23 protein-coding genes are annotated in these 26688 nt (G+C 62.3%); all 23 read left to right on the plus strand.

Features of this window, described 5'->3' with window-relative positions:
• The first annotated feature begins 127 nt into the window (after positions 1-127).
• The 23 genes from KBX07_RS04940 to KBX07_RS05050 all read left to right on the plus strand — a co-directional run bounded on the left by KBX07_RS04940 (position 128) and on the right by KBX07_RS05050 (position 26686).
• Positions 128-565: an SAV_6107 family HEPN domain-containing protein gene (locus tag KBX07_RS04940; RefSeq protein ID WP_256023268.1), complete on the plus strand. Its 438-nt coding sequence runs from the start codon at positions 128-130 to the stop codon at positions 563-565.
• 81 nt (positions 566-646) lie between these two features.
• The gene (locus KBX07_RS04945; protein WP_255994793.1) at positions 647-1072 is read left to right on the plus strand and encodes a DUF3040 domain-containing protein; all 426 of its coding nucleotides are present in this window, start codon (positions 647-649) and stop codon (positions 1070-1072) included.
• 455 nt (positions 1073-1527) lie between these two features.
• Positions 1528-1962: a division/cell wall cluster transcriptional repressor MraZ gene (gene mraZ / locus KBX07_RS04950; protein ID WP_005289548.1), complete on the plus strand. Its 435-nt coding sequence runs from the start codon at positions 1528-1530 to the stop codon at positions 1960-1962.
• Between the two features lie 165 nt (positions 1963-2127).
• Positions 2128-3129 (plus strand): 16S rRNA (cytosine(1402)-N(4))-methyltransferase RsmH, encoded by a 1002-nt coding sequence (rsmH, locus tag KBX07_RS04955; protein WP_256018322.1) that lies wholly within the window; start codon positions 2128-2130, stop codon positions 3127-3129.
• A gap of 11 nt (positions 3130-3140) precedes the next feature.
• A complete protein-coding gene (locus tag KBX07_RS04960) occupies positions 3141-3836 on the plus strand; it encodes a hypothetical protein (RefSeq protein ID WP_050748800.1) in 696 nt (231 codons plus the stop codon).
• Positions 3837-4027: 191 nt separating this feature from the next.
• Complete coding sequence (locus KBX07_RS04965; protein ID WP_370687004.1) at positions 4028-5977, plus strand: peptidoglycan D,D-transpeptidase FtsI family protein; 1950 nt, start codon at positions 4028-4030, stop codon at positions 5975-5977.
• A gap of 18 nt (positions 5978-5995) precedes the next feature.
• Positions 5996-7492, plus strand: a complete 1497-nt coding sequence (locus KBX07_RS04970; protein ID WP_256023270.1) for a UDP-N-acetylmuramoyl-L-alanyl-D-glutamate--2,6-diaminopimelate ligase — start codon at positions 5996-5998, stop codon at positions 7490-7492.
• Complete coding sequence (murF, locus tag KBX07_RS04975) at positions 7489-9006, plus strand: UDP-N-acetylmuramoyl-tripeptide--D-alanyl-D-alanine ligase (RefSeq protein WP_005289557.1); 1518 nt, start codon at positions 7489-7491, stop codon at positions 9004-9006. The genes KBX07_RS04970 and murF overlap by 4 nt, the downstream gene beginning before the upstream one ends.
• A complete protein-coding gene (gene mraY / locus KBX07_RS04980) occupies positions 9006-10115 on the plus strand; it encodes a phospho-N-acetylmuramoyl-pentapeptide-transferase (protein WP_005289559.1) in 1110 nt (369 codons plus the stop codon). The genes murF and mraY overlap by 1 nt, the downstream gene beginning before the upstream one ends.
• Positions 10112-11542, plus strand: a complete 1431-nt coding sequence (gene murD / locus KBX07_RS04985) for a UDP-N-acetylmuramoyl-L-alanine--D-glutamate ligase (protein WP_256023272.1) — start codon at positions 10112-10114, stop codon at positions 11540-11542. The genes mraY and murD overlap by 4 nt, the downstream gene beginning before the upstream one ends.
• Positions 11543-11563: 21 nt before the next feature.
• Positions 11564-13033 (plus strand): FtsW/RodA/SpoVE family cell cycle protein, encoded by a 1470-nt coding sequence (locus tag KBX07_RS04990; RefSeq protein WP_370687275.1) that lies wholly within the window; start codon positions 11564-11566, stop codon positions 13031-13033.
• Positions 13034-13054: 21 nt separating this feature from the next.
• The gene (locus tag KBX07_RS04995; RefSeq protein WP_255997898.1) at positions 13055-14143 is read left to right on the plus strand and encodes a glycosyltransferase; all 1089 of its coding nucleotides are present in this window, start codon (positions 13055-13057) and stop codon (positions 14141-14143) included.
• Positions 14140-15537, plus strand: coding sequence for a UDP-N-acetylmuramate--L-alanine ligase (gene murC / locus KBX07_RS05000; RefSeq protein WP_255997899.1), 1398 nt, complete (start codon positions 14140-14142; stop codon positions 15535-15537). Before KBX07_RS04995 ends, murC begins: the two co-directional genes overlap by 4 nt.
• A 5-nt stretch (positions 15538-15542) precedes the next feature.
• The gene (locus KBX07_RS05005) at positions 15543-16196 is read left to right on the plus strand and encodes a cell division protein FtsQ/DivIB (RefSeq protein ID WP_232210288.1); all 654 of its coding nucleotides are present in this window, start codon (positions 15543-15545) and stop codon (positions 16194-16196) included.
• 148 nt (positions 16197-16344) lie between these two features.
• Positions 16345-17634 (plus strand): cell division protein FtsZ, encoded by a 1290-nt coding sequence (ftsZ, locus tag KBX07_RS05010; RefSeq protein WP_005289571.1) that lies wholly within the window; start codon positions 16345-16347, stop codon positions 17632-17634.
• Between the two features lie 33 nt (positions 17635-17667).
• A complete protein-coding gene (gene pgeF / locus KBX07_RS05015; RefSeq protein WP_256023273.1) occupies positions 17668-18333 on the plus strand; it encodes a peptidoglycan editing factor PgeF in 666 nt (221 codons plus the stop codon).
• The gene (locus tag KBX07_RS05020) at positions 18333-19037 is read left to right on the plus strand and encodes a YggS family pyridoxal phosphate-dependent enzyme (RefSeq protein ID WP_256023385.1); all 705 of its coding nucleotides are present in this window, start codon (positions 18333-18335) and stop codon (positions 19035-19037) included. The genes pgeF and KBX07_RS05020 overlap by 1 nt, the downstream gene beginning before the upstream one ends.
• Before the next feature lie 53 nt (positions 19038-19090).
• Positions 19091-19525 carry a cell division protein SepF gene (locus tag KBX07_RS05025; protein ID WP_255994800.1) on the plus strand — a complete coding sequence of 145 codons (435 nt, stop codon included), beginning with the start codon at positions 19091-19093 and terminating at the stop codon, positions 19523-19525.
• A gap of 17 nt (positions 19526-19542) precedes the next feature.
• A complete protein-coding gene (locus KBX07_RS05030) occupies positions 19543-19830 on the plus strand; it encodes a YggT family protein (protein WP_005289578.1) in 288 nt (95 codons plus the stop codon).
• A 117-nt stretch (positions 19831-19947) separates the two neighbouring features.
• Entirely contained in the window at positions 19948-20805 is an 858-nt protein-coding gene (locus KBX07_RS05035; protein WP_005289580.1) for a DivIVA domain-containing protein, read from the plus strand.
• 461 nt (positions 20806-21266) lie between these two features.
• Positions 21267-24440, plus strand: coding sequence for an isoleucine--tRNA ligase (ileS, locus tag KBX07_RS05040; RefSeq protein WP_256023275.1), 3174 nt, complete (start codon positions 21267-21269; stop codon positions 24438-24440).
• Positions 24441-24488: 48 nt separating this feature from the next.
• Entirely contained in the window at positions 24489-25310 is an 822-nt protein-coding gene (locus tag KBX07_RS05045) for a hypothetical protein (RefSeq protein WP_256018333.1), read from the plus strand.
• On the plus strand, positions 25307-26686 hold the full coding sequence (locus KBX07_RS05050) for a DNA polymerase IV (protein WP_256023276.1): 1380 nt from the start codon (positions 25307-25309) through the stop codon (positions 26684-26686). The genes KBX07_RS05045 and KBX07_RS05050 overlap by 4 nt, the downstream gene beginning before the upstream one ends.
• Positions 26687-26688 lie beyond the last annotated feature (2 nt).

The raw sequence follows: 26688 nt of genomic DNA on the forward strand, positions 1-26688 counted from the left end.
GGGGCCATTTTAGGGGTTCGAATGTGCGTTCGATTGGGTAGCCCGGTTTGTCGGGTGGGGGTCCTAGGTTGTTACTCAACAAAACGAACTGCCGACAGGCGAGACGGCCAGCCAAAGGAGGCCCCTCATGAACAGCGTTATCTCTGCAACCACTGGCACGGTGTACGGAACGGTTCCAGCTGCCTCCCGGAGTGAGAATTTTCTCGGCACCGCTCGAGCTCTGCTGGATGAGTCGTATGCGCACCTTGGCGCCGGCCGGTCCGATCTTGCGCTGGAGAGCGCCTACCGCGCAGCATTGCGAACGGCAGGCGCAGTCGTGGCGGATTCGGCGGTGATTGCTAAAAGGAAGAGGTTGCCAACCAGTGCGTGGGCAAAGCTCAAGCTGACCGGTGTCCGCGGCGGCTATTGGGCGGAAGCGTTCGAGGGCTACTCGCGATTGCGTGGGCGGGTCGCCTCGGGCATCGAGCTGAAGCCTGATGGTGCACTAGTCGCGGAGCTGGTTGACCGGGCCGCCGCGTTCTATGCGGAGGTAGCGGGGGAGGGGCCGGGTATGGCGGCGGCGTAGCATGTCCAGGCGTGTGCAGGCGCTATGATGATGTGAGCGTCCAGGGAACAATGCCGTGTAGTTGAGCGTTGTACTCACATAGTGGACACCGACCAAACATGGCTGGGAGGAAAAGTGGCTCTTTCAGAGCAAGAACAGAAGTTACTCCGCGAGATTGAGGAGTCGCTTCTCGCTGACGACCCTAAATTTGGGTCGACGGTGGCTTCCTCGGCGGGGTACGGGGCTGAGCAGCCGGCCGGCAAGCTGACGATTCGCTCTTTCGCCATCATCGTTTTGGGTCTGCTGCTGCTCATCGGTGGTGTTGCTTTGGCTACGCAGAGCATCTGGTTTGTCATCATCAGCATCGTTGGCTTCGTCGTGATGTTCGCCGGTGGCATGTGGGCGTTGCAGACGCCGAACGGGTCCGCTTCGCCGGCGCAAGAAACGCGCCAAGGTAGTCAGGCGCAGCGCAATGGCATGAGCTCGCGCATGGAAGAAAACTTCCGCCGCCGTTTCGAAGATAGATGACGCTTAACCGCTGACCCCTCGCGCCGCTATCAACGGCGGTACTCAACCCTCCAGGAATTGATGTTCTTGGAGGGTTTTCTTGTATGCGCGATGTCTGCCACTTTGCCCCACCTCGCCCACCCACTTTGCCCCACACGAGCTCATTGACTCTAGCGAACTGGGATATTGCCGATATTCAACGTGGTGCCATTGTGATTAAAGGGATGTATCTAGATTAAAGTCATTCATGTTTCGCGCATTTTGATCGTTTTTGGGGCTGGGTGCGGGAGATTCTGCCACCGTATTCAAGCGCTGTGACCTGCAGTGAAGTAACTTTATTAAGAAAACACGCCGCGGAAACTAGCGTTTGTGGGACGAAGTGGGTTAAAGTGGGGCCAGCGAAACGCGATGTGTCGTGTGGAGCTGCATAAAAGTTCACAACCGGAGTCGTTGAGTGAAGGAAGGTAGGGCGCCGGATGTTTCTGGGCACCTATACCCCCAAGCTGGACGACAAGGGACGCCTGACACTGCCAGCGAAATTCCGTGAGGGACTCGCTGACGGTCTGATGGTGACCAAGGGGCAAGACCACTCTCTGGCGGTCTATCCCCGCGAGGAGTTCGCGGCCCGCGCTCGTAAGGCGGCAGCGGTCTCCCGTACGAATCCGAAGGCGCGTGCTTTCATCCGTAACTTGGCAGCAAGTGCGGACGAGCAGGCGCTCGATGGTTCGGGTCGCATCACTCTGTCGCCGGCGCACCGCGATTACGCGAATCTCTCAAAGGAATGCGTGGTCATCGGGTCAGTGGATTTCTTGGAGATCTGGGACGCGGAGTCCTGGGAGAAATACCAAGAAAATACCGAGGCTGCCTTCTCGGCGGCTGATGAGGACGACATTCTCTCGGGTCTGCTCTAACAGGGCAGGCGAGTGGAGAGCGTGTACGAACTCTGCTCGGGGCGCGAGTCGTTCTGGTGTACTTCCCCGATATCAGAATGACCGCCCCGGGCAGGGCTCTATACGTTCCCCGCGGCAACAACTGCAGGTACTTCAAACCCAGGGCGCTCCAAGGGGGTGGACTCGATGGCACAGGAAACAGCAACCGACAACGGCCACGGCCACATCCCCGTCATGCGCGACCGCATGGGAGAACTCCTTCGCCCTGCGGTAGAGCGCTTCGGGCCCCACGCTGTCATCGTCGACGGCACGCTCGGTGCCGGTGGACACACGGAGTACTTCCTGGACACCTTTCCGGAGGCATCAGTCATCGGCATTGACCGTGACGGTGCTGCGCTTGCCCAAGCGGGCGAGCGTCTCGCGCGATTCGGTGACCGTTTCGCGCCGGTGCGGGGCCGCTTTGATTGCCTCGCGGAATCGCTGCGCGACGGTACCGGGCCGGTCTTTGAGACCGTACGCGCGCATGGCTTAGCCGGGGCATTTTTCGACCTCGGTGTCTCATCAATGCAGCTCGACCAGGAAGAGCGCGGCTTCGCTTACCGCGTGGACGCCCCGCTGGACATGCGCATGGACCCGTCGGCAGGTATTACTGCGGCCGATGTGCTGAACACCTACAGCCACGGTGACCTCGCGCATGTGCTCAAGGCGTACGGCGACGAGCGTTTCGCCGGTAAGATCGCCAGCGCTGTCCTCGACGAACGGGAGAAAGCTCCCTTCGACACGTCCGCACGCCTGGTGGAGTTGCTCTACCGGGTGATTCCGGCCGCCACCCGCCGCACCGGCGGCCATCCGGCGAAGCGGACATTCCAGGCGCTTCGCGTGGAAGTCAACCGCGAACTGGACGCACTCACCAACGTGTTGCCGATGGTCGCCGAAGCCCTCGGCCCCGGTGGCCGGGCGGTGTTCATGAGTTACCAATCGCATGAAGACAAGCTGGTCAAGCGCGCGTTCACGGAGTGGACAACGTCCAAAACGCCCGCCGGTTTACCGACCGAACTGCCGGGCATGGCCGCCGAATTCCGCATGGTCACTCACGGTGCAGAGAAGGCGTCGGAGGCGGAAGTGGAAGTCAACAGGCGTGCGGCGCCAGTGCGTGTACGAGCCGTCGAAAAGCTGGAACAACAGTGAAGGGAACAACAATGGGAGCAAGCCGAGACCTCACCGCCGGATCGACGGCGCTGTTGGAGCGTACGACAAAGACCGCTCCGGCCCGCCCGAAGACGACTGGGCTGAAGCCGCACTTGCCTCGCGGCCCACGACGCTTGGGTTCGAAGCAGGTTGTGTCTGTCCGTGGACGCCGCGTGGTCAACACCACGGCGGCAAAGCGAACGTTCTCCAAGCTGTCCATTCTGTCGCTGCCGCTGCTCATTTTGGGCATCTTCGGTGCCATGATGCTCTCCGCTCTGTCCACTCAGCAGACGTTCACCATTCAGCAACTCCAGAATGAGGAACGCACGCTGAGCAACGAAATTGAGACCCTCAACCGCAACCTGGAGGATGCGCGCGCAGCCGCAGACATCGCCGCGAAGGCGGACGCGGCCGGTCTCGTTGTTCCCGAACAACCAGGAATTATTGCCGTGAATGAGAAGGGCGAAGCCCACGAGACGCGCGAGGCCGATCCGGAGAAAACCGGCCAGGTCGTGGACGTCAACGGAGAGACTATTCGCGTCGACCGCGCAACGAGCGACCGTGACGCGACGAGCGATGTTGCCGACAATCTGTCTGCTTTACCGCAAACGTCTAACGGCGCACCGACTGGACCGCCCGCGCCAGCTGCTCCACCCGCAGCGGGCGGGGCCCCGGCAGCGCTGCCGAGCATTCCTGGCGCTCGGTAAAAACGTAAAGGCGTGGCGGTCATCACCTAGCCCCCGTCGCGGGGCAAGATGAGACCCTGAAGTTATTGGGCGTGAGCGAGGTAGGTGACACAAGCGCCGTGAGCAGATTGGACCCGCAACGGCGGAGAATGCCGCACCCGCGGCGGCGCCCGCCGGCAGCGCCAGCACAAAAGGTCATTACCACCAGCCGGATGCGGATTCTCACGGCTATTTTCCTGGTCCTTGCCCTCGTGCTCATTGGGCGTTTGGCATGGGTGCAGCTCAAGTGGGGGCCGGAACTGCAAACCGTCGCTGCGGACCAGCGCACCCGGACCTTCACCGATCCCGCTCGTCGCGGTGAGATCGTGGACCGGGAAGGCAATTATCTTGCCTACACGATGCAGGCGCGCTCCCTGACTGTTTCGCCCGTGATCCTGCGCAAAGAACTTGGCGAGCTCGTGCGCAACGAGATGTATGAAGAGGGTGCCTCCCGTGCGGAAGCCGAAGCTCAGCAGGATGCTCGCGTAGAGGATTATCTGCGCCAGATGGCTAATGAGATTCCCGTCATGGTCGGGGAGGATCCGAAAGCCATCGAGCGTGAGAACGCGGACGACAACGCCGAAAAAGACAAAGACAACAAGGACAGTAAGGACAACAAGGACGCAAAAGGTAAATACGAGAAGAAACTCGAGACTCCGCGCGTGAGCTCCAAAGACATCCTGGAAAAGCTCCACGCGGACACAGATTACGAGGTTCTCGTCCGCAATGTCGACCCAGATGTCGCTGCTGAGGTTGCACAGAAGTTCCACGGTGTTGCAGCTGACCACCAAGACATCCGCGAATACCCCAACGGCGCAATCGGGGAGAACATTATTGGCCGCGTCTCCATGGACGGGCAGGGCCAGTTCGGGCTCGAAGCCTCTAGCGACGCGATTCTGACGGGCATCAACGGCCGCTCCACCGAAGATGTCTCTGCCAACGGCCAAGTCATCCCCGGCACGTTGCGCGACGTTGTGCCGGCAGTGAACGGATCGCGCGTTGAGCTGACTATTGATCTGGATCTGCAGGCCTACGTGCAGCAGCTGTTGGAGCAAGCGAAGGCGAACTCGAAGGCCAAGGACGCCGAGGCTGTGGTCTTGGATGCTGCCACCGGCGAGGTGCTCGCCATGGCCAACACGTCCACGATCGACCCGAACGGCGACTTGGAGAAGCAACTGTCGCAGGGCCGCAGCTTTGATAACCCGTCGATTTCCCACCCCTTCGAACCTGGCTCGGTGGCCAAGATCATCACGGCTACCGCGGCCATTGAAGAGGGCATCACCACCCCGGATGAAGTGCACACAGTTCCGGGACGAATCGAAATGTCCGGCGTCACTGTCGCAGACGCGTGGGAGCACGGTGATGCGCCGTACACCACGACAGGAATCTTCGGTAAGTCCTCGAACGTTGGCACGCTCATGCTCGCTCAGGAGGTGGGCGAGGAGCGTTTCGACGACTACTTGCAGCGCTTCGGAATCGGGCAGGGCACCGGCATTGAACTCCCGAACGAATCCCCTGGTCTCGTGCCGTCCCGCGAGCAGTGGTCGGGTGGCACCTTTGCCAACCTGCCCATCGGTCAAGGCATGTCCCTGACCACCCTCCAACTCGCCAGCGTGTACCAGGCCTTGGCGAACGACGGTGAACGCATCGAGCCGCGCATCGTCAAAAAGGTTGTGCAGCAGTCCGGGGAGGAGCTGCCGCAAGACGAGCCCCGCCGCTCCCGTGTCGCCAGCGAAGAGACCGCACAGACAGTTGTGAATATGTTCCGCTCTCCGTTCCAGGATGATCCGAATGGTGTCCAGAATGGTACTGCTGCCGGCAACGAGATCCCCGGCTACCAGCTCGCCGGCAAGACCGGTACTGCCCAGCAGGTCAACCCCGAAACGGGCGCATACTCTAACTCGGATTACTGGATCACTTTCGCCGGTATTGCTCCGGCGGATGATCCTCGCTTCGTCGTCGCGGTTATGCTGGACGACCCGGAGCGGGGTCCGCTCGAAGGCGGCGCTGGCGGCCAGTCGGCGGCACCGGTGTTCACCGAGATTGCGAACTGGTTAATCAACCGCGAGAACATCGGTCAGAGCCCCGACCCAGGTGAGCCGTTCGTGCTGGAAGCGCGTTAGAAAAGGGAGTGCATAACCATGGCTAAGGTTTCGCTGGAGAATCTGGCGGAGATCGCAGGCGCGCGCGTGGAGAACGCGCCGGAGAGTTCGCTATCCGTCAGCGCAATCAGCCTTGATTCGAATGCCGTGAAAAGCGGTGCGATGTTCGCTGCGCTTCCGGGCACCCGAGTGCACGGCGCCACCTTCGCGCACGCGTCGGACGCCTCTGCGGTGCTGACCGATGATGCCGGGTGGGACATCCTGCGTGAGACGGGATTTGAGCGCCCAGTACTCGTCGTTGAGCGTGTGCGCGACATCCTCGGTGATGTCGCTGCCGAAATCTACGGACACCCGACTGAGCACCTGACGGTGATCGGAGTGACGGGAACGTCGGGAAAAACGACCACGACGTACTTGCTCGAATCCGGGTTGACCGCCGCCGGTTGCGCCGTCGGGTTGATCGGCACGACGGGCACCCGCATCAAAGGTGAGGATGTGCCCACATCGTTGACCACTCCTGAAGCTCCGAAACTCCAAGAGCTGTTCGCGGACATGGTCTCCCGCGGCGTGACGCACGTGGTCATGGAGGTTTCCTCTCACGCGCTCGTGCTGGGCCGCGTCGATGGCACGAAGTTTGCGGCGGCCGGGTTTACCAACCTCTCCCAGGACCACCTGGACTTCCACCCCACGATGGAGGACTACTTCGAGGCCAAGGCCATCCTCTTCGACCGGGCAGAGAAAGCCGTCGTGTGCATTGACGACGAATGGGGCCAGAAGATGACGCAGCGCGCCCACTCACCTGTCACCGTGGGGGTGCATAACACCAGCGCCGATTGCACGGCGCGGCTGGATAGTGTGACTGAGTCCGGTGCGCAGGACATCACTGTGCGCATCGGCGGGCAGGACATTTCCACGCGCATCCCTCTGCCGGGGGCGTTCAACATCGCTAACACTGCGCTGGCGACAGCTCTCGCCGATTCGGTGGGCATCGATCCGAAGGTCTTCCTGCAGGGGCTGGACGCGGCCCGAGTCCCGGGGCGCATGGAACGCGTGAGCGTTGGGCAGCCGTTCGTTGCTGTTGTCGACTACGCCCACAAGCCCGCTGCTGTCGCAGCTGCGCTGGACAGCTTGCGCGAGCAGGTTGACGGTCGGATCGGTGTCGTTGTCGGTGCCGGTGGTGACCGCGACCATTCGAAGCGCCCGCTCATGGGTGCAGAGGCAGCAACACGGGCAGACCTGGTGATCATCACCGACGACAACCCCCGCACCGAGGACCCGGCAACAATCCGTGCGGCTGTAAAGCAGGGTGCTGAAAGCGTCATCGACGGTGCCGCGACGGACATTCGCGAGGTCGCCTCCCGTGCACAGGCAATCGCGGACCTGGTTGCATGGGCAGAACCCGGAGATGCCATTATCGTCGTGGGTAAAGGGCACGAAGTCGGGCAGATCATTGGGGAGACCACGCACCACTTCGATGATCGTGAAGAAGTCGCGTTCGCCCTGGCGCGTCGAGAGGGCAAGGAGGTCAAGGAATGATCGAGATAACACTCGCCGACATTGCCCGCGTTACAGGTGGGCAGTTGAGCCCGGGCGCAGATCCAGAGGCCACCGTCACTGGTTATGTTGAGTTCGATTCGCGGAAGATCACCGAAGGCGGGTTGTTCGTCGCACTTCCCGGTGCGAACGTGGACGGCCACGACTTCGCGCAGTCCGCGATCGACCGCGGTGCCGTGGGAGCCCTGGTTGCCCGCGACGTAGGGGTGCCCGCTGTCATTCTTCCGCCCGTCGAACAGATCGAGGGTGATAATTCGGACTTGGCCGCTAATGATCCGGATGGTTCCGCCCGCGCAGTTGTCGCGGGGATGGCGAAGTTGGCGGCGCATGTGGCGACGACGCTCGTCGATAAGCATCAGCTGCGCATCACGGGCATCACTGGTTCTGCTGGAAAGACCTCCACCAAAGACCTCATTGCCAGCGTGCTTGCGGATGCCGGTGAAACCGTTGCGCCGCCAGGTTCTTTTAACAATGAGATCGGTTTGCCCTACACCGTTTTGCGCTGTACGGAGGACACAGACTTCCTTGTCGCGGAGATGTCCGCTCGCGGGATCGGGCACATCGCGCAACTCACTCACGTCGCGCCGCCGCAGATCGGCGTGGTACTCAATGTCGGTAGCGCCCACCTCGGCGAATTCGGCTCCCGCGAAAACATCGCGCAGGCGAAGGGCGAGCTCGTCGAAGCGCTTCCAGCCGACGGCATCGCGATCCTCAATGCCGACGACGAGCTAGTTGCCGGCATGGCGTCTCGCACGAAAGCGCGCGTCGTGTGCTTTTCCACTGACCCGCGCTCCAACGCGGAGTATGTCGCCGAGGGCATCACGCTTGACGACGTCGCACGTGCCTCCTTCACCATGCATTCGCCCAACAGCGAACCCCAGCAGGTGAGATTGAAAGTGTTCGGGGCCCACCAAGTCTCCAATGCCCTGGCCACAGCAGCGGTGGGGATGGAAGCCGGCATGGATGCCGCCACCGTTGCCCGCGCTTTGTCTAACGCACATAGTTTGTCCGTTAACCGCATGGACGTGAATACCCGCGCCGACGGCGTGACCGTGATCAACGATGCGTACAACGCTAACCCGGACTCCATGCGCGCTGGCATCGCCGCCCTGGGGTACACTGCTGCGGGCCGCCCCGGCGTCCGCTCCATCGCGGTGCTGGGGGAGATGGGTGAGCTCGGCGAGGACTCGGTGGAAGCACACACCGCGTTGGGCAATGAGCTCGCCCGCTATCGTGTGACGCACCTCGTTGTCGTCGGCGAGAGCGCTGAAACGGCCGCCCTGCTCAGCCGCGCTGCGGAGCGGGGAATTGAAAGTGTCAGCGCCCTCGACATCGAGGACGCAACGGAACGGGTCAGTGAGATCCTGCGCACGGTACCGCTCGGCGAGGAGAACTGGCGCGACCGTCCCGACCGCGACGTTGTGTTGGTGAAAGCCTCCAACGCTGCCGGTCTGTGGAGGGTAGCGGAACGACTGTTAGACGGAGGAAAGCAATAGTGACGCAGATCATCATGTCGGGGGTCATTAGCTTCCTCGTAGCCATCTTCACCACCCCGCTGCTCATCCGCTACTTCACCAACCACGGCCAGGGCCAGGAAATCCGTGAGGACGGTCCGAAGTCGCACATCCGCAAACGCGGCACACCCACGATGGGTGGCATCGCCATTTTGCTGGGCATTGTCGCGGCCTATGTAATTGTGGGCATCTGGGGTTCTGTCACCGGCAAGGGCGGTTTCACGGCCTCGGGTTTGCTCGTCCTTGGCCTGACTATGGGCCTGGGCCTCCTCGGTTTCGCCGATGACGGCATGAAGCTCTTTTTCAACCGCAACCTTGGGCTGAACAAGAAGGCCAAGCTTGCCGGCCAGCTCGCCATTGCCCTGATCTTCGGGTACTTGCTGCTCCAGTTTGAAAATGACAGTGGACTGACTCCGGGCTCGACGCACCTGAGCTTCATCCGCGACATTGAGACCTTCGACATTGCGATCGGTGGAGCGGTCGTGGGCACGATCCTTTTCCTCGTGTTCATCTACTTCCTCATCGCGGCATGGTCTAACGCTGTCAACCTCACTGATGGTCTCGACGGTTTGGCGGCGGGTTCTACAGCGCTGGTCATGTTCGGCTACATGGTGATCACGTTCTGGCAGTTCCGGAACTCGTGCTCCGTGACTCCAGGACCGGGGTGCTACGACGTCCGCGATCCGCTCGACCTTGCCATCTTGTGTGCCGCAGGAATGGGCGCGTGCGCCGGTTTCCTGTGGTGGAACGCCGCCCCGGCGAAGATTTTCATGGGTGACACCGGTTCGCTCGCACTCGGTGGACTCGTGGCTGGCGTGTCCATCAGTAGCCACACCGAGGTGCTCATGGTGATCATCGGCGCTCTCTTCGTCATGGAAGCCACTTCCGTGGTCATCCAGGTTGCTGCCTTCAAGACCACCGGTAAGCGTGTGTTCCGCATGGCCCCGTTCCACCACCACTTTGAAAATGGTGGCTGGGCTGAGACAACGGTGGTCATCCGCTTCTGGCTGATCTGCGGTATCGCCGTGGTCATCGGTCTGGCGGTCTTTTACGCCGAGTGGCTCACGGCAACCGGAGTGACCTTGGCATGAGCGTAAACATGCAGGCCGGCGACCCTTTCACCCCCATGCTCTCTGGCGGAGTACTCGTGGCTGGGGCTGGTGTCTCGGGGCTCGGCACTGCGAAGCTGCTCCGCGCTGCGGGAGTGGACTTCGCTGTCGCCGACGATGATGCGACTAAGCGTGCCGCTGTGCAGGAAAAAACAGGCTGCGCCACCATGGACACGGCGGAAGCTGCGCAGCGCGCGACCGAGTTTCCCCTTGTGGTGACATCCCCGGGATGGCGCCCGGATTCGCCGCTCCTCGTCGCCGCCAGCGATGTCAATTGCACCGTCATTGGTGATGTGGAGCTGTGCTACTTACTCGATCAGCACCGTTTCTTCGGCCCGTCACGTGATTGGCTCGTGGTCACTGGAACGAATGGCAAGACCACCACGACAGGCATGCTCGCCGCGATCATGGAAGAGGCGTCTTCCTATTCAGGTAAACGCGCGGCCGCGTGCGGCAACATCGGCATCGCCGTCGCCGACGCACTCATGCAGACACCACGCATCGACGTGCTTGTCGCCGAGCTATCGAGCTTCCAGCTCCACTGGTCCCACGAACTCACCCCAGACGCCGGAGTGCTACTCAACCTGGCTGACGACCACATCGATTGGCACGGCAGCTTCGACGCGTACGCTGAGGCAAAAGCGAAAGTCTTCAGCGCCTCCACCGCGGTCGCCGGTATCGACGATGAGCAGGTTGCCCGTTATGCCGCTCAGACCAACCGCAGTGACATCATCGGCTTCACGCTGAACGCGCCGGACGACAACCAGGTCGGTGTCATTGACGGAAACATCGTGTCCCGCATCGGGGATACGCCCACGCGCATTTCGCTTATCGACGGCATCGAGCCCGCCGGCGAAGCCGGCATCCTCGACGCACTTGCCGCCACGGCCGTCGCTGTCACCCGTGGGGCAAGCCCGGAGCAGATTGACCGGGCACTGCACTCATATCAGGTCTCCGGCCACAGGGGAGCAGTGGTTTACCGGGCAGGCGGTGTCGCCTGGATCGACAACTCTAAGGCGACAAACCCTCATGCGGCTGATTCCGCGCTCAACGGCACGGCAGGCAAGATCGTATGGATCGCCGGCGGTCAACTCAAGGGCGCGGACGTCGATCAGCTCGTGCGCGACCACGCCCATCAATTCAGAGCGGTCGCTCTGTTGGGGGTGGATCGGGATGTGATTGCTGGGGCCGTCGATAAACATGCGCCTGATGTGAATGTGTTCGTGACGGACTCGAGCGACCCTGTTACCGCCATGAACGATGTCGTCCGTTTTGCCTCTGAGCAGGCAAAAGAAGGTGACAGCGTCATCCTCGCTCCCGCCGCGGCGAGCCTGGATATGTACTCCGGCATGGTTCAACGCGGAAATCTTTTCGCGGACGCTGCGCGCGCCCTCGCCGAAAACGGCTAGCCGTAAGGCAATGTGAAAATTGTGACGACGACGAGGCCTGCCGCGAACAAGCGGCCACCGCAGCAAAAGAAGCCGAGCCAGTACTCCTCCGGCATGGCTCGTCGCTTGGCGCGCCTGAACGAATGGATGGATGCCCGGCCGTTGCTGGACTACACCATGACGCGCACCATCGTGCTGGTTCTTGCGGGGCTGGGCGTGATCATGGTGACCAGCTCGTCGATGACGTGGTCCGTTCTCGATGACTCCTCTGTGTGGGCGCAGCCTCTCAAGCAGGGCATCGTCGTGGCGCTTGGTTTGCTCGCGTTCTGGGTCGCGCTGCAGATTTCCCCTGAGCGCGTGCGCGGCTTCGCCTCGCTGCTCATGGTGGGGTCGGTTCTCCTGCTGGGCGCTGTGCTTGTTCCCGGTATCGGAACCGGCCGTGAGGAAGTGGGTTCACAATCGTGGATCTACATTGGCGGATTCCAACTTCAGCCGTCGGAAATCGCCCGCGTAGCTATCTGTGTCTGGGGCGCCTCGATTCTGGCGAACAAGAATCCGCGGAGGATGTTCGAACTCACCAACGGGTACGTTCCGTTCATTTGCGTCGCTGCGCTGTGCATGTTCCTCATTGGCGCCCAGGGCGACCTAGGCATGATGGTGTCGTTGGCGATCGTTGTCGCTTTCATCCTTGTCTTTGCAGGTGTGCCGTGGAAGATCATCAGCGTCGCAGCCGGTTTCGGCGCGGTACTGCTCGTCGCGGTTATGGCAGCCGGCGGTTACCGTTCGCAGCGTTTCCATGTCTACTTCGACGCGCTCTTCGGCCACTTCGAGGACACGCGCGGCACGGCGTTCCAGTCCTACCAAGGCTTCCTGTCGCTTGCCGACGGCTCTCTCTTCGGTGTGGGCCTGGGCCAGTCCCGCGCGAAGTGGTTCTACCTGCCGGAAGCGAAAAACGACTTCATCTTCGCTGTCATTGGTGAAGAACTCGGCCTGTGGGGCGGGGCACTGGTGATCACCCTGTTCACAATGTTGCTTTTCTTCGGTCTGCGCACGGCCCGCCGTGCCCAGAACCAGTACCAAGCTCTTCTGGCAGCGGCGATTACCACCGGGATCGTCTCCCAGGCCTTCATCAACATCGGCTACGTTGTCGGCCTGTTGCCGGTGACTGGTATTCAGCTGCCGATGATCTCCGCCGGCGGCACCTCCGCCGTGATCACCCTGGGCGCGATGGGCTTGGTCGCCTCGGTCGCCCGCCATGAACCGGACGCAGTATCGGCGATGCAGAACTACGGCCGCCCGATGTTCGACCGGGTCTTCTTCCTCCGCGAACCGCGCGTTGTCGGAAACGCCGCCGGAACCACGAACCAGCGCAACATCCGCCGCCAGGACCGCCGCGAACGCGACTACGGAACCCCGGTTACCGCACGTCCGGCACCGCAGCGCCGACCAGCCCCGCAGCGCCGCCCGGCCGCGCGTTACGATGGCCGAGAAGAAGTTCGTCGCGCTAGTTAACAAGGCGGTGCACTGCACAATATGAACGATAATGATGCCCCGGTGAATATCGTTGTGGCCGGTGGTGGAACTGCCGGCCACATCGAGCCGGCTCTTGCTGTCGCGGAGGTGCTGCGCGACAATCACGGCGCTGTAGTCTCCGCGCTTGGTACGGAGAAGGGCCTGGAGACGTCTATCGTCCCTGCCCGTGATTTTCCCCTCCACTTGGTGGACCCTGTTCCGATTCCGCGCAAGCAGCCGCTCAAGCTGCTCGGCGTGCCGGGCAAGCTGATGAAATCGGTCAACCAGACCCGTGCAGTCCTGAAGGAGACTCAGGCTGACGCCGTTTTGGGCACAGGTGGCTACGTTGCCGCTTCCGCTTACCTGGCGGCGAAAAGCCTGGGCATTCCGTTCTTCGTCCTGGAGACCAACGCTCTGGCAGGCATGGCGAACAAGCTGGGCACTCGTCTCGGCGGCACGGGCATTAACGCCGTGCCGAACTCAGGCATGCCTGGTGATGTCCTGGGCATTCCCGTGCGTCCTGGTGTCGGCCAAGATCCGGACGGCGTGAAAGCTGAGCGCGGATACAAGATGTGGAACCTGGACCCGGCCCGCGACACCATCCTGGTCACTGGAGGCTCCCAAGGTGCCCAGAGCATCAACCAGGCTCTCGCTGGCGCGGTGGGCAGGATGACAGCGTCCGGCTACCAAGTCCTTCATGCGTATGGCAGGAAGAACGACGCGCCTGATTCGCACGAGCACTACACGGCCGTCCCGTACATCGACGACATGGAAGCGGCCTATGCAGTCGCAGACGTGGTGATTTGCCGCTCTGGTGCAATGACCGTCGCTGAGAACGCCGCAGCCGGAGTACCGGCGATATATATCCCGCTGCCACACGGAAATGGTGAGCAGGGATTGAACTCTGCCCACCTCGTCGAGGCAGGTGCAGCAAAGCGTATCGACGACGCTGATCTGACCGCCGACGCCCTTGTCGGCGCCGTCGTGGAGATTCTCGGCGATGCCGGGGTGAAAGAACAGATGCGCGCCATTCTTCAGGGGTCCGGCGCCGGTAATGCCGCCGAAGAAATTGCCCGTCGGATTGTCGCAGCTGCAGGAAGGAAGTCATGAGCATTGATCTCTCCCGCGTCCACTTGATCGGTATCGGTGGATCCGGAATGTCTGGCGTAGCCCGCATTCTGCTCGACCGTGGCAGCGTGGTCACGGGGTCCGACGTGAAGGATTCCCGCCCAGTGCGGGCACTGCAAGCCCAAGGCGCACACATTGCCATCGGCCACGCGGCCGAGAACCTCGAGCTGGCCGGTGAACTGCCCACGGTCGTGGTGACCAGTTTCGCGGCCATCCCGAAGGACAACCCGGAACTTGTCGGTGCCGCCGAACACGGTATTCCTGTCATCCGCCGCTCCGACCTGCTGGGTGAGCTGATGGAGGGCTACACCCAAATGCTCTTCGCCGGCACCCACGGTAAGACTTCGACGACGTCGATGGCTGTCGTGGCGCTCCAAGCCGCAGGGGAGGACCCCTCCTTCGCCATCGGCGGCCAGCTCAACCGCGCGGGCACCAATGCCCACCACGGCAGCGGCGCTGTCTTCGTGGCGGAAGCGGACGAGTCCGACGGGTCGCTGTTGCGCTACCGGCCCGACATCGCCGTGATCACGAACATTGAGCCGGACCACCTCGACTACTTCGGCGATGCCGAGACCTACTACAAGGTCTTCGACGATTTCGCTGACCGAATCACCGACACCGGCACCTTGATTGTGTGCCTTGATGATGAATCCGCCGCCGAATGCGGCGTGCGCGCCTTGGAGCGGGGTGTGACTGTCGTCGGTTACGGCACCATGACTCACCCTTCCATCCCGAACGCGGCACATGTCGTGGACTGGCGCACGGAGAACGACCTTAGCGTGGTCAAGGTCAACCTCAACGGCACGGAGATGACGTACCACCTGTCCATCCCCGGAAAGCACATGGTGCTCAACTCTGTCGCAGCTCTGGTAGCTGGCGTGACGGCCGGTGCGGATCCGTTCGCGCTCGCCGAGGGGTTGAGCGGTTTCACCGGTGTGCGCCGCCGGTTCGAGCTGCGCGGTGAGTTGTCGGACGGCACGCGTGTCTACGACGACTATGCCCACCACCCGACGGAGGTCGATGCAGTTCTCAAAGCTGCGAAGGGGACCGGGGCGCGCGTTGTTGTGTGTTTCCAGCCGCACCTGTACTCACGCACGCAGGAATTCGCCGGCGAGTTCGCGGACGCGTTGTCGCTTGCCGACGCCGCTGTTGTCCTCGACATTTTCGGCGCCCGCGAAACTCCGGTGGAGGGGCTCGACTCGCGCATCATTACGGACCACATGTCCATCACAGATGTCGTGTACGAGCCGAACTTCTCTGCGGCGCCGGCAGCCGTCGCAAAGCTTGTGCGCCCTGGTGACCTGGTATTGACGATGGGCGCGGGGTCGGTGACGATGCTCGCCGACCCGATTCTGGACGCACTCGCGGGAGCATGAGAGCAATGCCTGTGAAGAGAATCGCCGGCGCCATTGCGGCCCTCCTTGTCCTCGTCGCCGTAGCGTGGGCGATCATCTACTTCACCCCTGTGATGACTGTGAAGAACGTGGTGGCCGATGGCAACCAGCACGTCTCAGACGAAGACATCGCCTCCGCGACCGGGGTGGAGCCAGGAATCCCGCTCGCGCAGGTGAATACACGGGAGGCAGCGTCCGGGGTCGCTTCCTTGCCGTGGGTGAAGTCGGCGACGGCCTCACGTAGTTGGCCCAGCACGCTCAAGATCAAGGTCGAGGAAAACGTCGCAGTCGCGTTCATGAAGGGCTCGCAGGGTGCCACGCTTATCGACGCTGAAGGCCGCGAATTCGCCGTCGACACTCCGCCCGACAACGCTGTAGAGCTCACAGGCGGTATGAACGACGAGAACGTCCGGAAGGATGCCGTCGATATTGTCGCTAGCTTGAGTGAGAAGGCTAAAGGTGCCGTGGACTCGATTGAGGCGCGGTCGAAGTACGACTTCGTGCTGCATCTCAAAGACAAAACTGTGGTGTGGGGCGCGTCTGAGGACAACGAGAACAAGTCTTTAGCTCTGGACACAGTTCTGCAGCGCGAGGGTGGCGAATTCAACGTGAGCAACCCGCAGCAAATCACCTCTAAATAGCATAACTCCAGGTCACAAACCCTAAAGTAGAGGTTGAGGGTACCGACACGCCGGAAAAATTCGCCGATTTTCGCGGTAGGTTGGTCATGATGGAAAGCGTCTTGTGAAACCCGATTCCCCGTTACCCCTGAAAGGCGAGACCACACCAATGACCTCTCCCAGCAACTACCTCGCCATGATCCGCGTCGTCGGAGTCGGCGGCGGCGGTGTCAACGCAGTTAACCGCATGATCGAAGAGGGCCTCAAGGGTGTTGAGTTCGTTGCCATCAACACCGACTCCCAGGCACTTCTGTTCACCGACGCTGACACCAAGCTCGACATCGGCCGCGAGGCCACCCGAGGCCTGGGTGCCGGCGCCAACCCCGAGGTCGGCCGCACCTCCGCAGAGGACCACAAGCAGGAGATCGAAGAGTCCCTGAAGGGCTCTGACATGGTGTTCGTCACCGCAGGTGAGGGTGGCGGTACCGGTACTGGTGCCGCTCCGGTCGTCGCCGGCATCGCCAAGAAGATGGGCGCGCTGACCATCGGTGTTGTCACCCGCCCATTCTCCTTCGAGGGCAAGCGCCGCACCCGCCAGGCCCTGGAGGGCATCGAGGCGCTCAAGGAAGTCTGCGACACCGTGATCGTCATCCCGAACGACCGTCTGCTGCAGCTTGGTGACGCTGAGCTGTCCATGATGGAAGCGTTCCGCGCCGCTGACGAGGTGCTCTACAACGGTGTCCAAGGGATCACCAACCTGATCACCATTCCGGGCATGATCAACGTCGACTTCGCCGACGTTCGCTCCGTCATGGCTGATGCCGGCTCCGCCCTGATGGGTGTCGGCTCCGCCCGGGGAGAGAACCGTGTCATGGCCGCCACCGAGCAGGCGATCAACTCCCCGCTGCTGGAAACGACCATGGAGGGCGCGAAGGGCGTACTCATCTCCGTCGCCGGTGGCTCCGACCTGGGACTGATGGAGGTCAACAACGCCGCATCGATCGTCGAGGAGAAGGCTGACGACGACGCTAACATCATCTTCGGCACGATCATCGACGACAACCTGGGCGACGAGGTGCGCGTGACCATCATCGCGACCGGCTTCGACGAGAAGGCCAACGCCCGCCCGGACCGCACCGGTGCCCCGGAGCAGGTAGTCGTCGAGGCCGAACCGGCGCAGGAGACCCCGACCCCGGCGCCGTCCTCGAGCTCCCTGTTCGAACCGCGTGAAGAGACCCGCGACTACGACAGCGAGCCCGCCCAGCCCGTTCAGCCGGCCCAGCCCGCGCAGCCGGCAGAGCCCCAGTACGAGGCCCCCGCTCCGCGCCACCGCTACGACGATGACCGCGGCGGGCTGTTCACCGACTCCCGTACCAGCCGCAGCCGCGAAGAGTACCGCCCGCGCCGCCGGGAGGAGCGTCTGGACGACGACCTCGACGTGCCGGACTTCCTCCGCTAAGTCGAGCGAAAAACAGGAGTACTCTGGGGTGTCATGATTGACACCACTTCCCGCCCCGTCCGCATGGTCTTCACGGGCCGCGCGGCCGGGGATTTGTCTTTGGAGGACACCCGCCGCACCCTGGGTGAGAAGCTCGGCATCGAGCGTCAGGTGTGGATGGAGCAGCTCCACACCAATACCGTCACCGTGGTGGACGGCGCCACGGCTTCCCCGGTTGAAGCGACTGACGCGACTGTCACCACGACCCCGAAACTGGCGCTGTGCGTGAAAGTCGCCGACTGCGTGCCTGTCTTGCTCGCCGACCATGCCTCTGGCGTGATCGCCGCCGCGCACGCGGGCCGCATGGGTGCGCGCAACGGGATCGTCCGCAACACCGTGGAGACAATGGTCGAACTGGGCGCGACCCCGGCGAATATCCAGGCTCTTCTCGGACCGGCTGCGGCAGGGGAATCCTACGAGGTTCCGCAGGATATGGCTGATGACGTCGAAAAGCACTTGCCTGGCTCGCGCACCCGCACAAAGCAGGGCACACCGGGCATTGACGTGCGCGCAGGCCTGGTGCGCCAGTTGCTTGGCCTCGGCGTGACACACATTGACGCTGATCCGCGCGACACCATCACCGACCCCGACTTCTTTTCCTACCGCCGCGAAGGGCAAACCGGCCGCCAAGCCGGCATCATCTGGCTGACGGGAGCATGATGACACGCAAAGACGAACTAGCCGCCAATCTGGAAGGACTCCGTAAGGATGTCCGCGCCGCTGAACGCTCGGCCGGGCGCGAAGACGGCAGCGTAGCCATTCTCCCGGTGACGAAGTTCCACCCCGCATCTGATGTGGCGCTGCTTGCGGAACTCGGCATCGCCACCGTCGGTGAGAACCGGGAACAGGAAGCGAAGCAGAAGGCGGCGGAGCTGCCCAACATGCGGTTCGCCATGATCGGTCAAATCCAGACGAAGAAGGCGAACTCGGTCGCGCGGTGGGCCAGCGAAGTCCACTCACTCGACTCCGTCAAACTCGCCCGCGCGCTGGATAGCGGTGTGGCGCTTGCGCTCGAGCGCGGCGACAGGACGAGCGATCAGCTGCCCTGCCTCATTCAGCTCTCCTTCGACGAAGATGAAAACAGGGGAGGGGTGCGCGAATCCGGCCTCGCGGAACTCGTCGCGGAAGCCGAGCAATTAGAGCATGTGCTTGTCGACGGCTTCATGGTCGTGCCTCCCATCGATGCAGACCCTGCGCGGGTTTTTGAGGCGTCGAGAAGCATCGCGGATGACTACGCTGGGCGCTTGGGTCGCCCAATGTTGCTATCTGCCGGGATGTCACATGATTTTGAGCAGGCAATTACCTGTGGATCCGACATCGTGCGTGTCGGAACACGGCTGCTGGGACAGCGGCCCGTAGGCTGACGGACAACGCATCAACAATCCTCAAAACCGCCCGCGAACAGGAGACTTAAGCCATGTCTTTCTCGAACAGCCTGAAGGAATTCTTCGGCCTCGGCCAGTACGATCCGGCCGTCGACCCGTACTACGATGACCCGGCTTACGAGGAAGCTGGCTCCACGTCCTACAGCGCCCGCGGCTACGTAGAGCGCGACTACGAACAGCGCGACTACACCGCAGCCATCATCAGCGTCCGCCCGCGCAACTACAACGACGCCAAGGAGATCGGCGAGCCGTTCCGTGACGGCGACGCAGTGGTGATGGACCTCTCCGCCGTGGACAAGCCGACCGCGATGCGGCTGATCGACTTTGCCGCAGGCCTGTGCTTCGCTGCCCGCGGCAAGATGCACAAGCTCTCCCGCACTGGTGATGAGAACCTGGTTTTCGCTATCGTTCCGGAGAACGCCCGCACCACCGTAGGCGAGCTGGAGCGCGCAGCACACCTGCGTTAGGGTTTAGTGCCGTGACTATGATCGGCGCCATTCTCTATGCACTTGTGGGTTTGTACACCCTCATGGTGATCGTCCGGCTCATCATCGAGATGATCCAGTCTTTCGCTAAACACTTCGATCCTCCGTCGTGGTTCATGGTCGCTGCGGAGGTCTTTTTTGTCACCACAGACCCGCCGATCCGCTTCCTGCGCCGTTATATTCCGCCACTTCCGCTCGGTGGGGTGGCCTTGGATGTCAGCGTAATTGTGCTGTTCATAGGCCTAATGATCCTTTCTGCGTTGATCGTCACCATCTTCGGGATTTAATCAATCATTGCGCGTTAATACTTACCCTCTGGTAAAGATTGAGGGTACAAGTAACGTGGGTTATTATTTACCTCGGTAAACCAAAACCCCCGGACCATTAACTCGAAGGGAACGCAAATGCCGCTGACACCAGCAGACGTGCACAATGTCGCTTTCAGCAAGCCGCCGATTGGGAAGCGTGGATACAACGAGGACGAGGTCGACCAGTTCCTGGACCTCGTCGAGGACACACTCGCCCAGCTGCAGGATGAGAACGACGATCTGCGCGCTCGTCTCGAGGAGGGCGGCTCCGCCCCGGCTCAGGGTGCCCCGCAGGCAGATGAAGGCGCGATCCGCCGCCGGATCGAGCAGGAGCTGCGCCAAGAGTACGAAGGCCGTCTCCGCGAGGCTCAGCAGGCTCGCGAGCGCGCAGAGAACGAGGCACGCACCGCCCGCGAAGGTGCTGCCGCATCTGCGTCCACCAAGATCGACCCGTCGGCACAGGCCACCGAAGAAGCCAACGTGCAGGCAGCACGCGTTCTGGGCTTGGCTCAGGAAACCGCCGAGCGCGTTACCCGCGAGGCCGAGGAAGAATCCCGCCGCCTGCTCGAGGAAGCACGCACCAGCGCTAGCCAGCAGGTCGGCGAGGCTGAGAGCCGTGCTGCAGCAACCACCCAGGCTGCCGAGCAGCGCGCCAACCAGCTTGTCAGCGACGCAGAGCGTCGCGCCGAGGAAACCACCAACGAAGCAAACTCCCGTGCCGAGGCTCAGATCCGCCAGGCAGAGGAGAAGGCAGCCCAGCTGCAGGCAGATGCCGAGCGCAAGCACACCGAGATCATGAACACGGTGAAGCAACAGCAGTCCGCACTGGAGGCTCGCATCGCCGAGCTGCGCACCTTCGAGCGCGAGTACCGTACCCGCCTCAAGACCCTGCTCGAGTCCCAGCTCGAGGAGCTGGAGACGCGCGGTTCTTCCGCACCGTCCGGCGAAAACTAAAGCCCTGCACTAGGGCTCCATCCCCGCGCACCATTCGGTGGCGCGGGGTTTCGTCGCGCGCACGGCTGGCTTCGGCTTGGCGGGGGTCTGAGCGGTCCGTGCGGAAAAGTTGATATCCCGGTTTCTGTGACCTGGGTTTATTGCGTTCCCGGTCAGCCAAAATGTCAACTTTTCCGCACAGCCCCCCAGCGGCACCACTAAATAGGCCCACACAATTGCGCACATCTTCTTGTGGGTGGCTACAATGAGCGCCAGAAAGAGACACGCAATGATCCGGCCATCACCGGGGAGCGTTCCGGAAGAACGGCCGCGGCTACTAAAGCTCACAGCTCACTAGACCCGGACTTCACCACAAACGAAGCGGGAGCCCGTACTTGGGTTCCAAGCGGGGTGGTACCGCGCAGTGATTCAGTGATCTGCGTCCCCGCACGGCAGCAACAGTGTGAGTGAAGGATCGGATTATGAGCAGCAACACCGCCGGCCGTGCGTACCCCAAGGTGGATATGACTGGGGGATCCAACAAGTTCCCCGACATGGAGCGCATCGTTCTGGACTATTGGCAGAAGGACTCCACCTTCCAAGCCAGCCTGGACAACAGGGAAAACTGCGAGGAGTACGTCTTCAACGACGGGCCCCCGTTTGCCAACGGTCTACCGCACTACGGCCACTTGCTCACCGGGTACGTCAAGGACATCGTTCCGCGTTTCCGCACGATGACCGGCTACCACGTGCCGCGCGTCTTCGGCTGGGATTGCCACGGTTTGCCCGCTGAGCTCGAGGCGGAGAAGCAGCTGGGCATCACTGACAAGGCCCAGATCGAAGATATGGGCTTGGCTAAGTTCAACGAGTACTGCGGCCAGTCCGTCATGCACTATGCGGGCGAGTGGGAGGACTACGTCACCCGCCAGGCGCGCTGGGTGGACTTTGAGAATGGCTACAAGACGATGGACATCGAGTACATGGAGTCCGTCATGTGGGCGTTCAAGGAGCTCTATGACAAAGGCCTGATCTACCAGGGCTTCCGTGTCCTGCCGTACTCCTGGGCTGAGCACACACCGCTGTCGAACCAGGAGACGCGTCTCGACGATTCTTACAAGGAACGCCAGGATCCCACCGTCACTGTCACGCTGCCCATCACCGGTGCACGCGCGGGCTTCAAGGCGGAGCAGACGCTTGCTGAGCACCCAGAGCTTATCGACGCCAACGCGCTCGCCTGGACCACCACCCCCTGGACCCTGCCCTCGAACCTCGCGTTGGCTGTCGGCCCGGAAATCGAATACGCACTGTGTGTCGCACACGGCGACACACAGAAAGAAAAGTACCTCATCGCGACCTCGCTCATCGGCTCGTATACAAAGGAACTGGGGGAGGACCCGGAGGTCCTCGCAACGTTCAAGGGCGCTGAGCTCGAGGGGCTGGAGTACACCCCGGTCTTCGACTACTTCGCCGATCAGCCGAACGCGTTCATGATCCTCGTTGCGGACTACGTCTCCACCGAGGACGGCACCGGTATTGTCCACCAGGCCCCGGCATTCGGTGAGGACGATATGATCACCTGCGAGAAGTACGGCATCGGCCTGGTCATCCCCGTTGACGCCGACGGCAAGTTCACCAGCCAGGTGCCCGAGTACGAGGGCCAGCTCGTTTTCGACGCCAACCGTGACATCATCCGCGACCTGAAGGCTCGCGGCCGCGTCTTCCAGGACAAGGTGATCGTCCACTCCTACCCGCACTCCTGGCGCTCCGGTGAGCCTCTGATCTACATGGCGCTGCCTGCGTGGTTTGTGAAGGTCACCGACATCCGTGACCGCATGGTGGAGCTGAACCAGACCATCGAATGGATCCCGGAGCACGTCCGCGACGGCCAGTTCGGTAAATGGCTGGAAGGCGCACGCGACTGGAACATCTCCCGTACCCGTTACTGGGGCTCCCCGGTGCCCGCCTGGGTCTCGGACAACCCGGACTACCCGCGTGTGGACGTTTATGGCTCACTCGACGAGTTGGAGGCGGACTTCGGCATGCGCCCCGAGTCGCTGCACCGCCCGTACATCGACGAACTGACCCGCCCGAACCCGGACGACCCGACAGGCCAGTCCACGATGCGTCGTGTACCGGATGTACTCGACTGCTGGTTCGAATCTGGCTCCATGCCGTTTGCGCAGTACCACTACCCGTTCGAGAACGTTGAAGAGTTCGACACCCGCCAGCCGGCCGACTTCATCGTCGAATACTCCGGCCAGAGCCGCGGCTGGTTTTACGTCCAGCACGTGCTGTCTACCGCACTGTTTGATCAAGTCGCGTTCAAACAGGTCGTTGCGCACGGCATCGTGTTGGGCGACGACGGACAGAAAATGTCCAAGTCGAAAGGCAATTACCCGAACATCTACGAGGTCTTCGACCGCGACGGCTCTGACGCCATGCGCTGGTTCCTCATGTCCTCGCCGATTCTGCGCGGCGGCAACCTCATTGTCACCGAGCAAGGGATCCGTGACGGCGTGCGCCAGGCAATCCTGCCGATCTGGAACGCCTACACCTTCCTCCAGCTCTACTCTGATCGGGAGGCGCAGTGGGACACCAGCTCGGATAACGTGCTGGACCGCTACATCCTGGCCAAGCTCCACGACATGGTGGGCAACGTGCGCGCAGCGCTTGACGCAACGGACATCTCTGGCGCGTGCGATGAGGTCCGCGTCTTCGCCGACACCTTGACCAATTGGTACGTCCGTCGCTCCCGCGACCGTTTCTGGGCGGGCCAGGACGAGCACCCGGAGGCATTCAACACGCTCTACACGGTGCTGGAGGTCCTGTGCCGGGCAGCTGCCCCACTTTTGCCGTACATCACGGAGGTCATGTGGCGCGGTCTCACGGGCGAGCGTTCGGTCCACCTCACCGACTACCCGGACGCGGACCAGTTCCCGGCCGATGCCGAGCTCGTTGCTGCAATGGACGCGACGCGCTCGGTGTGCTCGGCGGCGTCGTCGCTACGCAAGGCGAAGAAGCTGCGCAACCGCCTGCCGCTGCCTGCGCTGAAGGTGGCGCTACCGGAGGCGAAGTCCTTGGAGCCGTTCACTGATGTGATCCGCGACGAAGTCAACGTGAAGAACGTCGAGCTGACCACGGACGTCGACTCTGCAGGCTCGTTCGAAGTCGTCGTGAACGCCAAGGTGGCGGGCCCGACCTTGGGCAAGGATGTGCAACGCGCGATCAAGAACGTCAAGGCCGGCAATTACGTTCACGACGGCGCAAACGTCGTTGTCGACGGCGATATCGTGCTCACTCCAGAGCTCTACACCGAGCGTCTTGTTGCTGCGGACCCGGATTCGACCGCACGCATCGAGGGCAAGGACGGGCTCGTGGTGCTGGATGACACGGTCACGGAAGAGCTCGAGGCCGAAGGCTGGGCTGCTGACGTGATCCGTGGCCTGCAGGATGCCCGCAAGAAGGAGGGACTGGACGTTTCCGACCGGATCACCGTCACGCTCTACGTTCCGGCCGATAAGGAGCAGTGGGCGAACCAGCACGCCGATCACATTGCGGCAGAGACCTTGGCCACGCAGTTGTCTGTCGCTACCGACGGTGCCGGTGCCCACGAGGTGCTCGACGGCGTCACAGCATCGGTGGCTAAGAACGGCTAAGTGACCGCGGCGAGCCATGAGCGGGCTGAATTCTGCTTGAATGGCGGCATGGGTAGGTCTCCGTCTTTGTTCGTGGTCAACCTCCCGGACGACGCGCGGGCCCACAAGGATCTCCAGTGGGCGCGCAAGCATTCGGTGCTCGGTTTCACCAGCCGCTTTCGGGATCAGCCCGAGGTGGGTGACATCCTCATGCTGTGCACCGGTGTGAAGACGGGCAAACGGAAGGCTGTCGGCCACGTTCTCTTGGCCGTCGTTGTCAGCGCGCCGTTCCACCCCGATAAGGAAATTCCGCCAGTCAACCTGTCATGGCCGTCTGAGGTGGAGGAGCGCAAGCGCAAGTACATCCGCCGGGTTCCTGTGTCCTTCTTCGCGGAGCAACAGGACAATGATGCAGCCAAGCTCGCGCCGCTTTTCGACGCTTTGCGCCGCTCCGGCAAAAACGGCACCCCGCGCAAAGTCGAGGCGTCACCGGAGGATCTTGACACCATTGCACGAAACTTCTGGTTTGGCAGCTGGGCGGAGTTGGAGCGCGCTACGTCCTTCCCGTTTCGCGCGATCGACACGCTGGTGGCCCGCGCAGAGGACTCAGCCCGGGCACATTTCGAATCGGAGGGATGGGACGTCATTCACGTCGGCCACCCGCACAACTTCCTGTGCCGAAGGGGCGGGGAGGAAAAGCGCGTCACGGTCAAAGTGTCCGACACCGCTTCGATCCGTCTCGACCCTTCAGAGCTGGCCAGCGCGCGCCAGCAGACCACCGATCTCGTCGTTGTCAGCTCCGACGACGACTTGCGCATCCTGCCGGACTGGCACCCGCTGGATGCAGACCTGACCGCTTCCGAATTCGAATACCGACTTCCTGAAGGATGACAGAACTTACCCGCTGGGTCCTCCATATCGACATGGACGCGTTCTACGCGTCGTGCGAGCAACTGACCCGCCCCACACTCAAGGGCCGCCCTGTCCTCGTCGCTGGCGTGACAGGTAGGGGAGTTGTCGCCGGAGCGAGCTATGAAGCCCGGAAATTCGGGGCGCGCTCTGCCATGCCCACATACCGCGCCACTCGGCTCGTCGGTCCGCAGGCAGTCCTGGTCACCCCGCGTAGAAAGGTCTACACCACCGCGTCGCGGCGCGTGTTCGAGATCATCGCCCGCCATGTCGACGTGGTGGAACAGCTCTCGATTGATGAGGCATTCATGGAGCCGCACGAGCTCCAAGGCGCGACCGCCGACGAGGTCCGCGACTGGGCGAACACCCTGCGCGACCAGATCCGTGAGGAGACGGGTCTGCCCAGTTCCATCGGTGCCGGCAGCGGCAAGCAGTACGCCAAGATCGGCTCCGGTTTGGCCAAGCCCGATGGCACCTACATCATTCCGAAAGCTCAGCAAACGGACATTCTCCATCCCCTGCCCGTCAAGGAACTGTGGGGTGTTGGGCCGGTGACAGGGGCGAAACTCACAGGCGCTGGAATCGAGACCATCGGCGACTTTGCGGCGATGACAGAGAGGGAAGTGGATATTGCGTTGGGGGGAGTCGTCGGCAAGCAATTGTGGATGCTCGCACGCGGCATCGACGAACGTGAGGTCAAACCCCGCGCCGAGTCGAAGCAAATTTCCGCCGAGCACACATACCCGCAGGATCTGACCACGACAGCAGATGTCGAGGCTGCCATCAGGCGCGCGGCATCCGAGGCGCACCGCCGGTTGCTTATCGACGGCCGCGGCGCCCGCACCGCCACCGTCAAACTGAAAATGGCCGACTTCCGTATTGAGTCCCGCTCAACAACATTGCCGTACGCGACCGATGACCTCGAGACCCTCATCGCCGCCGCGTTCCGGATTGCCCGGTACCCAGATGAGGTCGGCCCGGTCCGCTTGGTGGGGGTGGGGTTCTCGGGCCTCGAAGACGTCATGCAGGACACCCTGTTTCCGGAGTTAGACCAGGCCATCACCCCGCACCGCGTCATTCCGGAGGAAACGGGCGTGAGCGATCTGGCGGAACCTCTGCCGACGTTCTCGCACACCGAGCAGTCCGGGTGGACCGCTACCCAAGACGTGTTCCACCCCGAGCACGGTCATGGGTGGATCCAAGGAGCTGGCCATGGGTTTGTCACAGTCCGGTTTGAAACCCGGGCCACGGGTCCGGGGAAGGTGTGTAACTTCCGTGCTGACGACCCTGACCTCGTCCCGGCCGACCCAGTCGATTCGCTGGCCTGGGACGACTGGCTTGAGAAACAGGACGACTAGGC

This window comes from Corynebacterium sp. CCUG 70398 (assembly GCF_024454055.1).
GTDB classification, from domain to species: domain Bacteria; phylum Actinomycetota; class Actinomycetes; order Mycobacteriales; family Mycobacteriaceae; genus Corynebacterium; species Corynebacterium genitalium.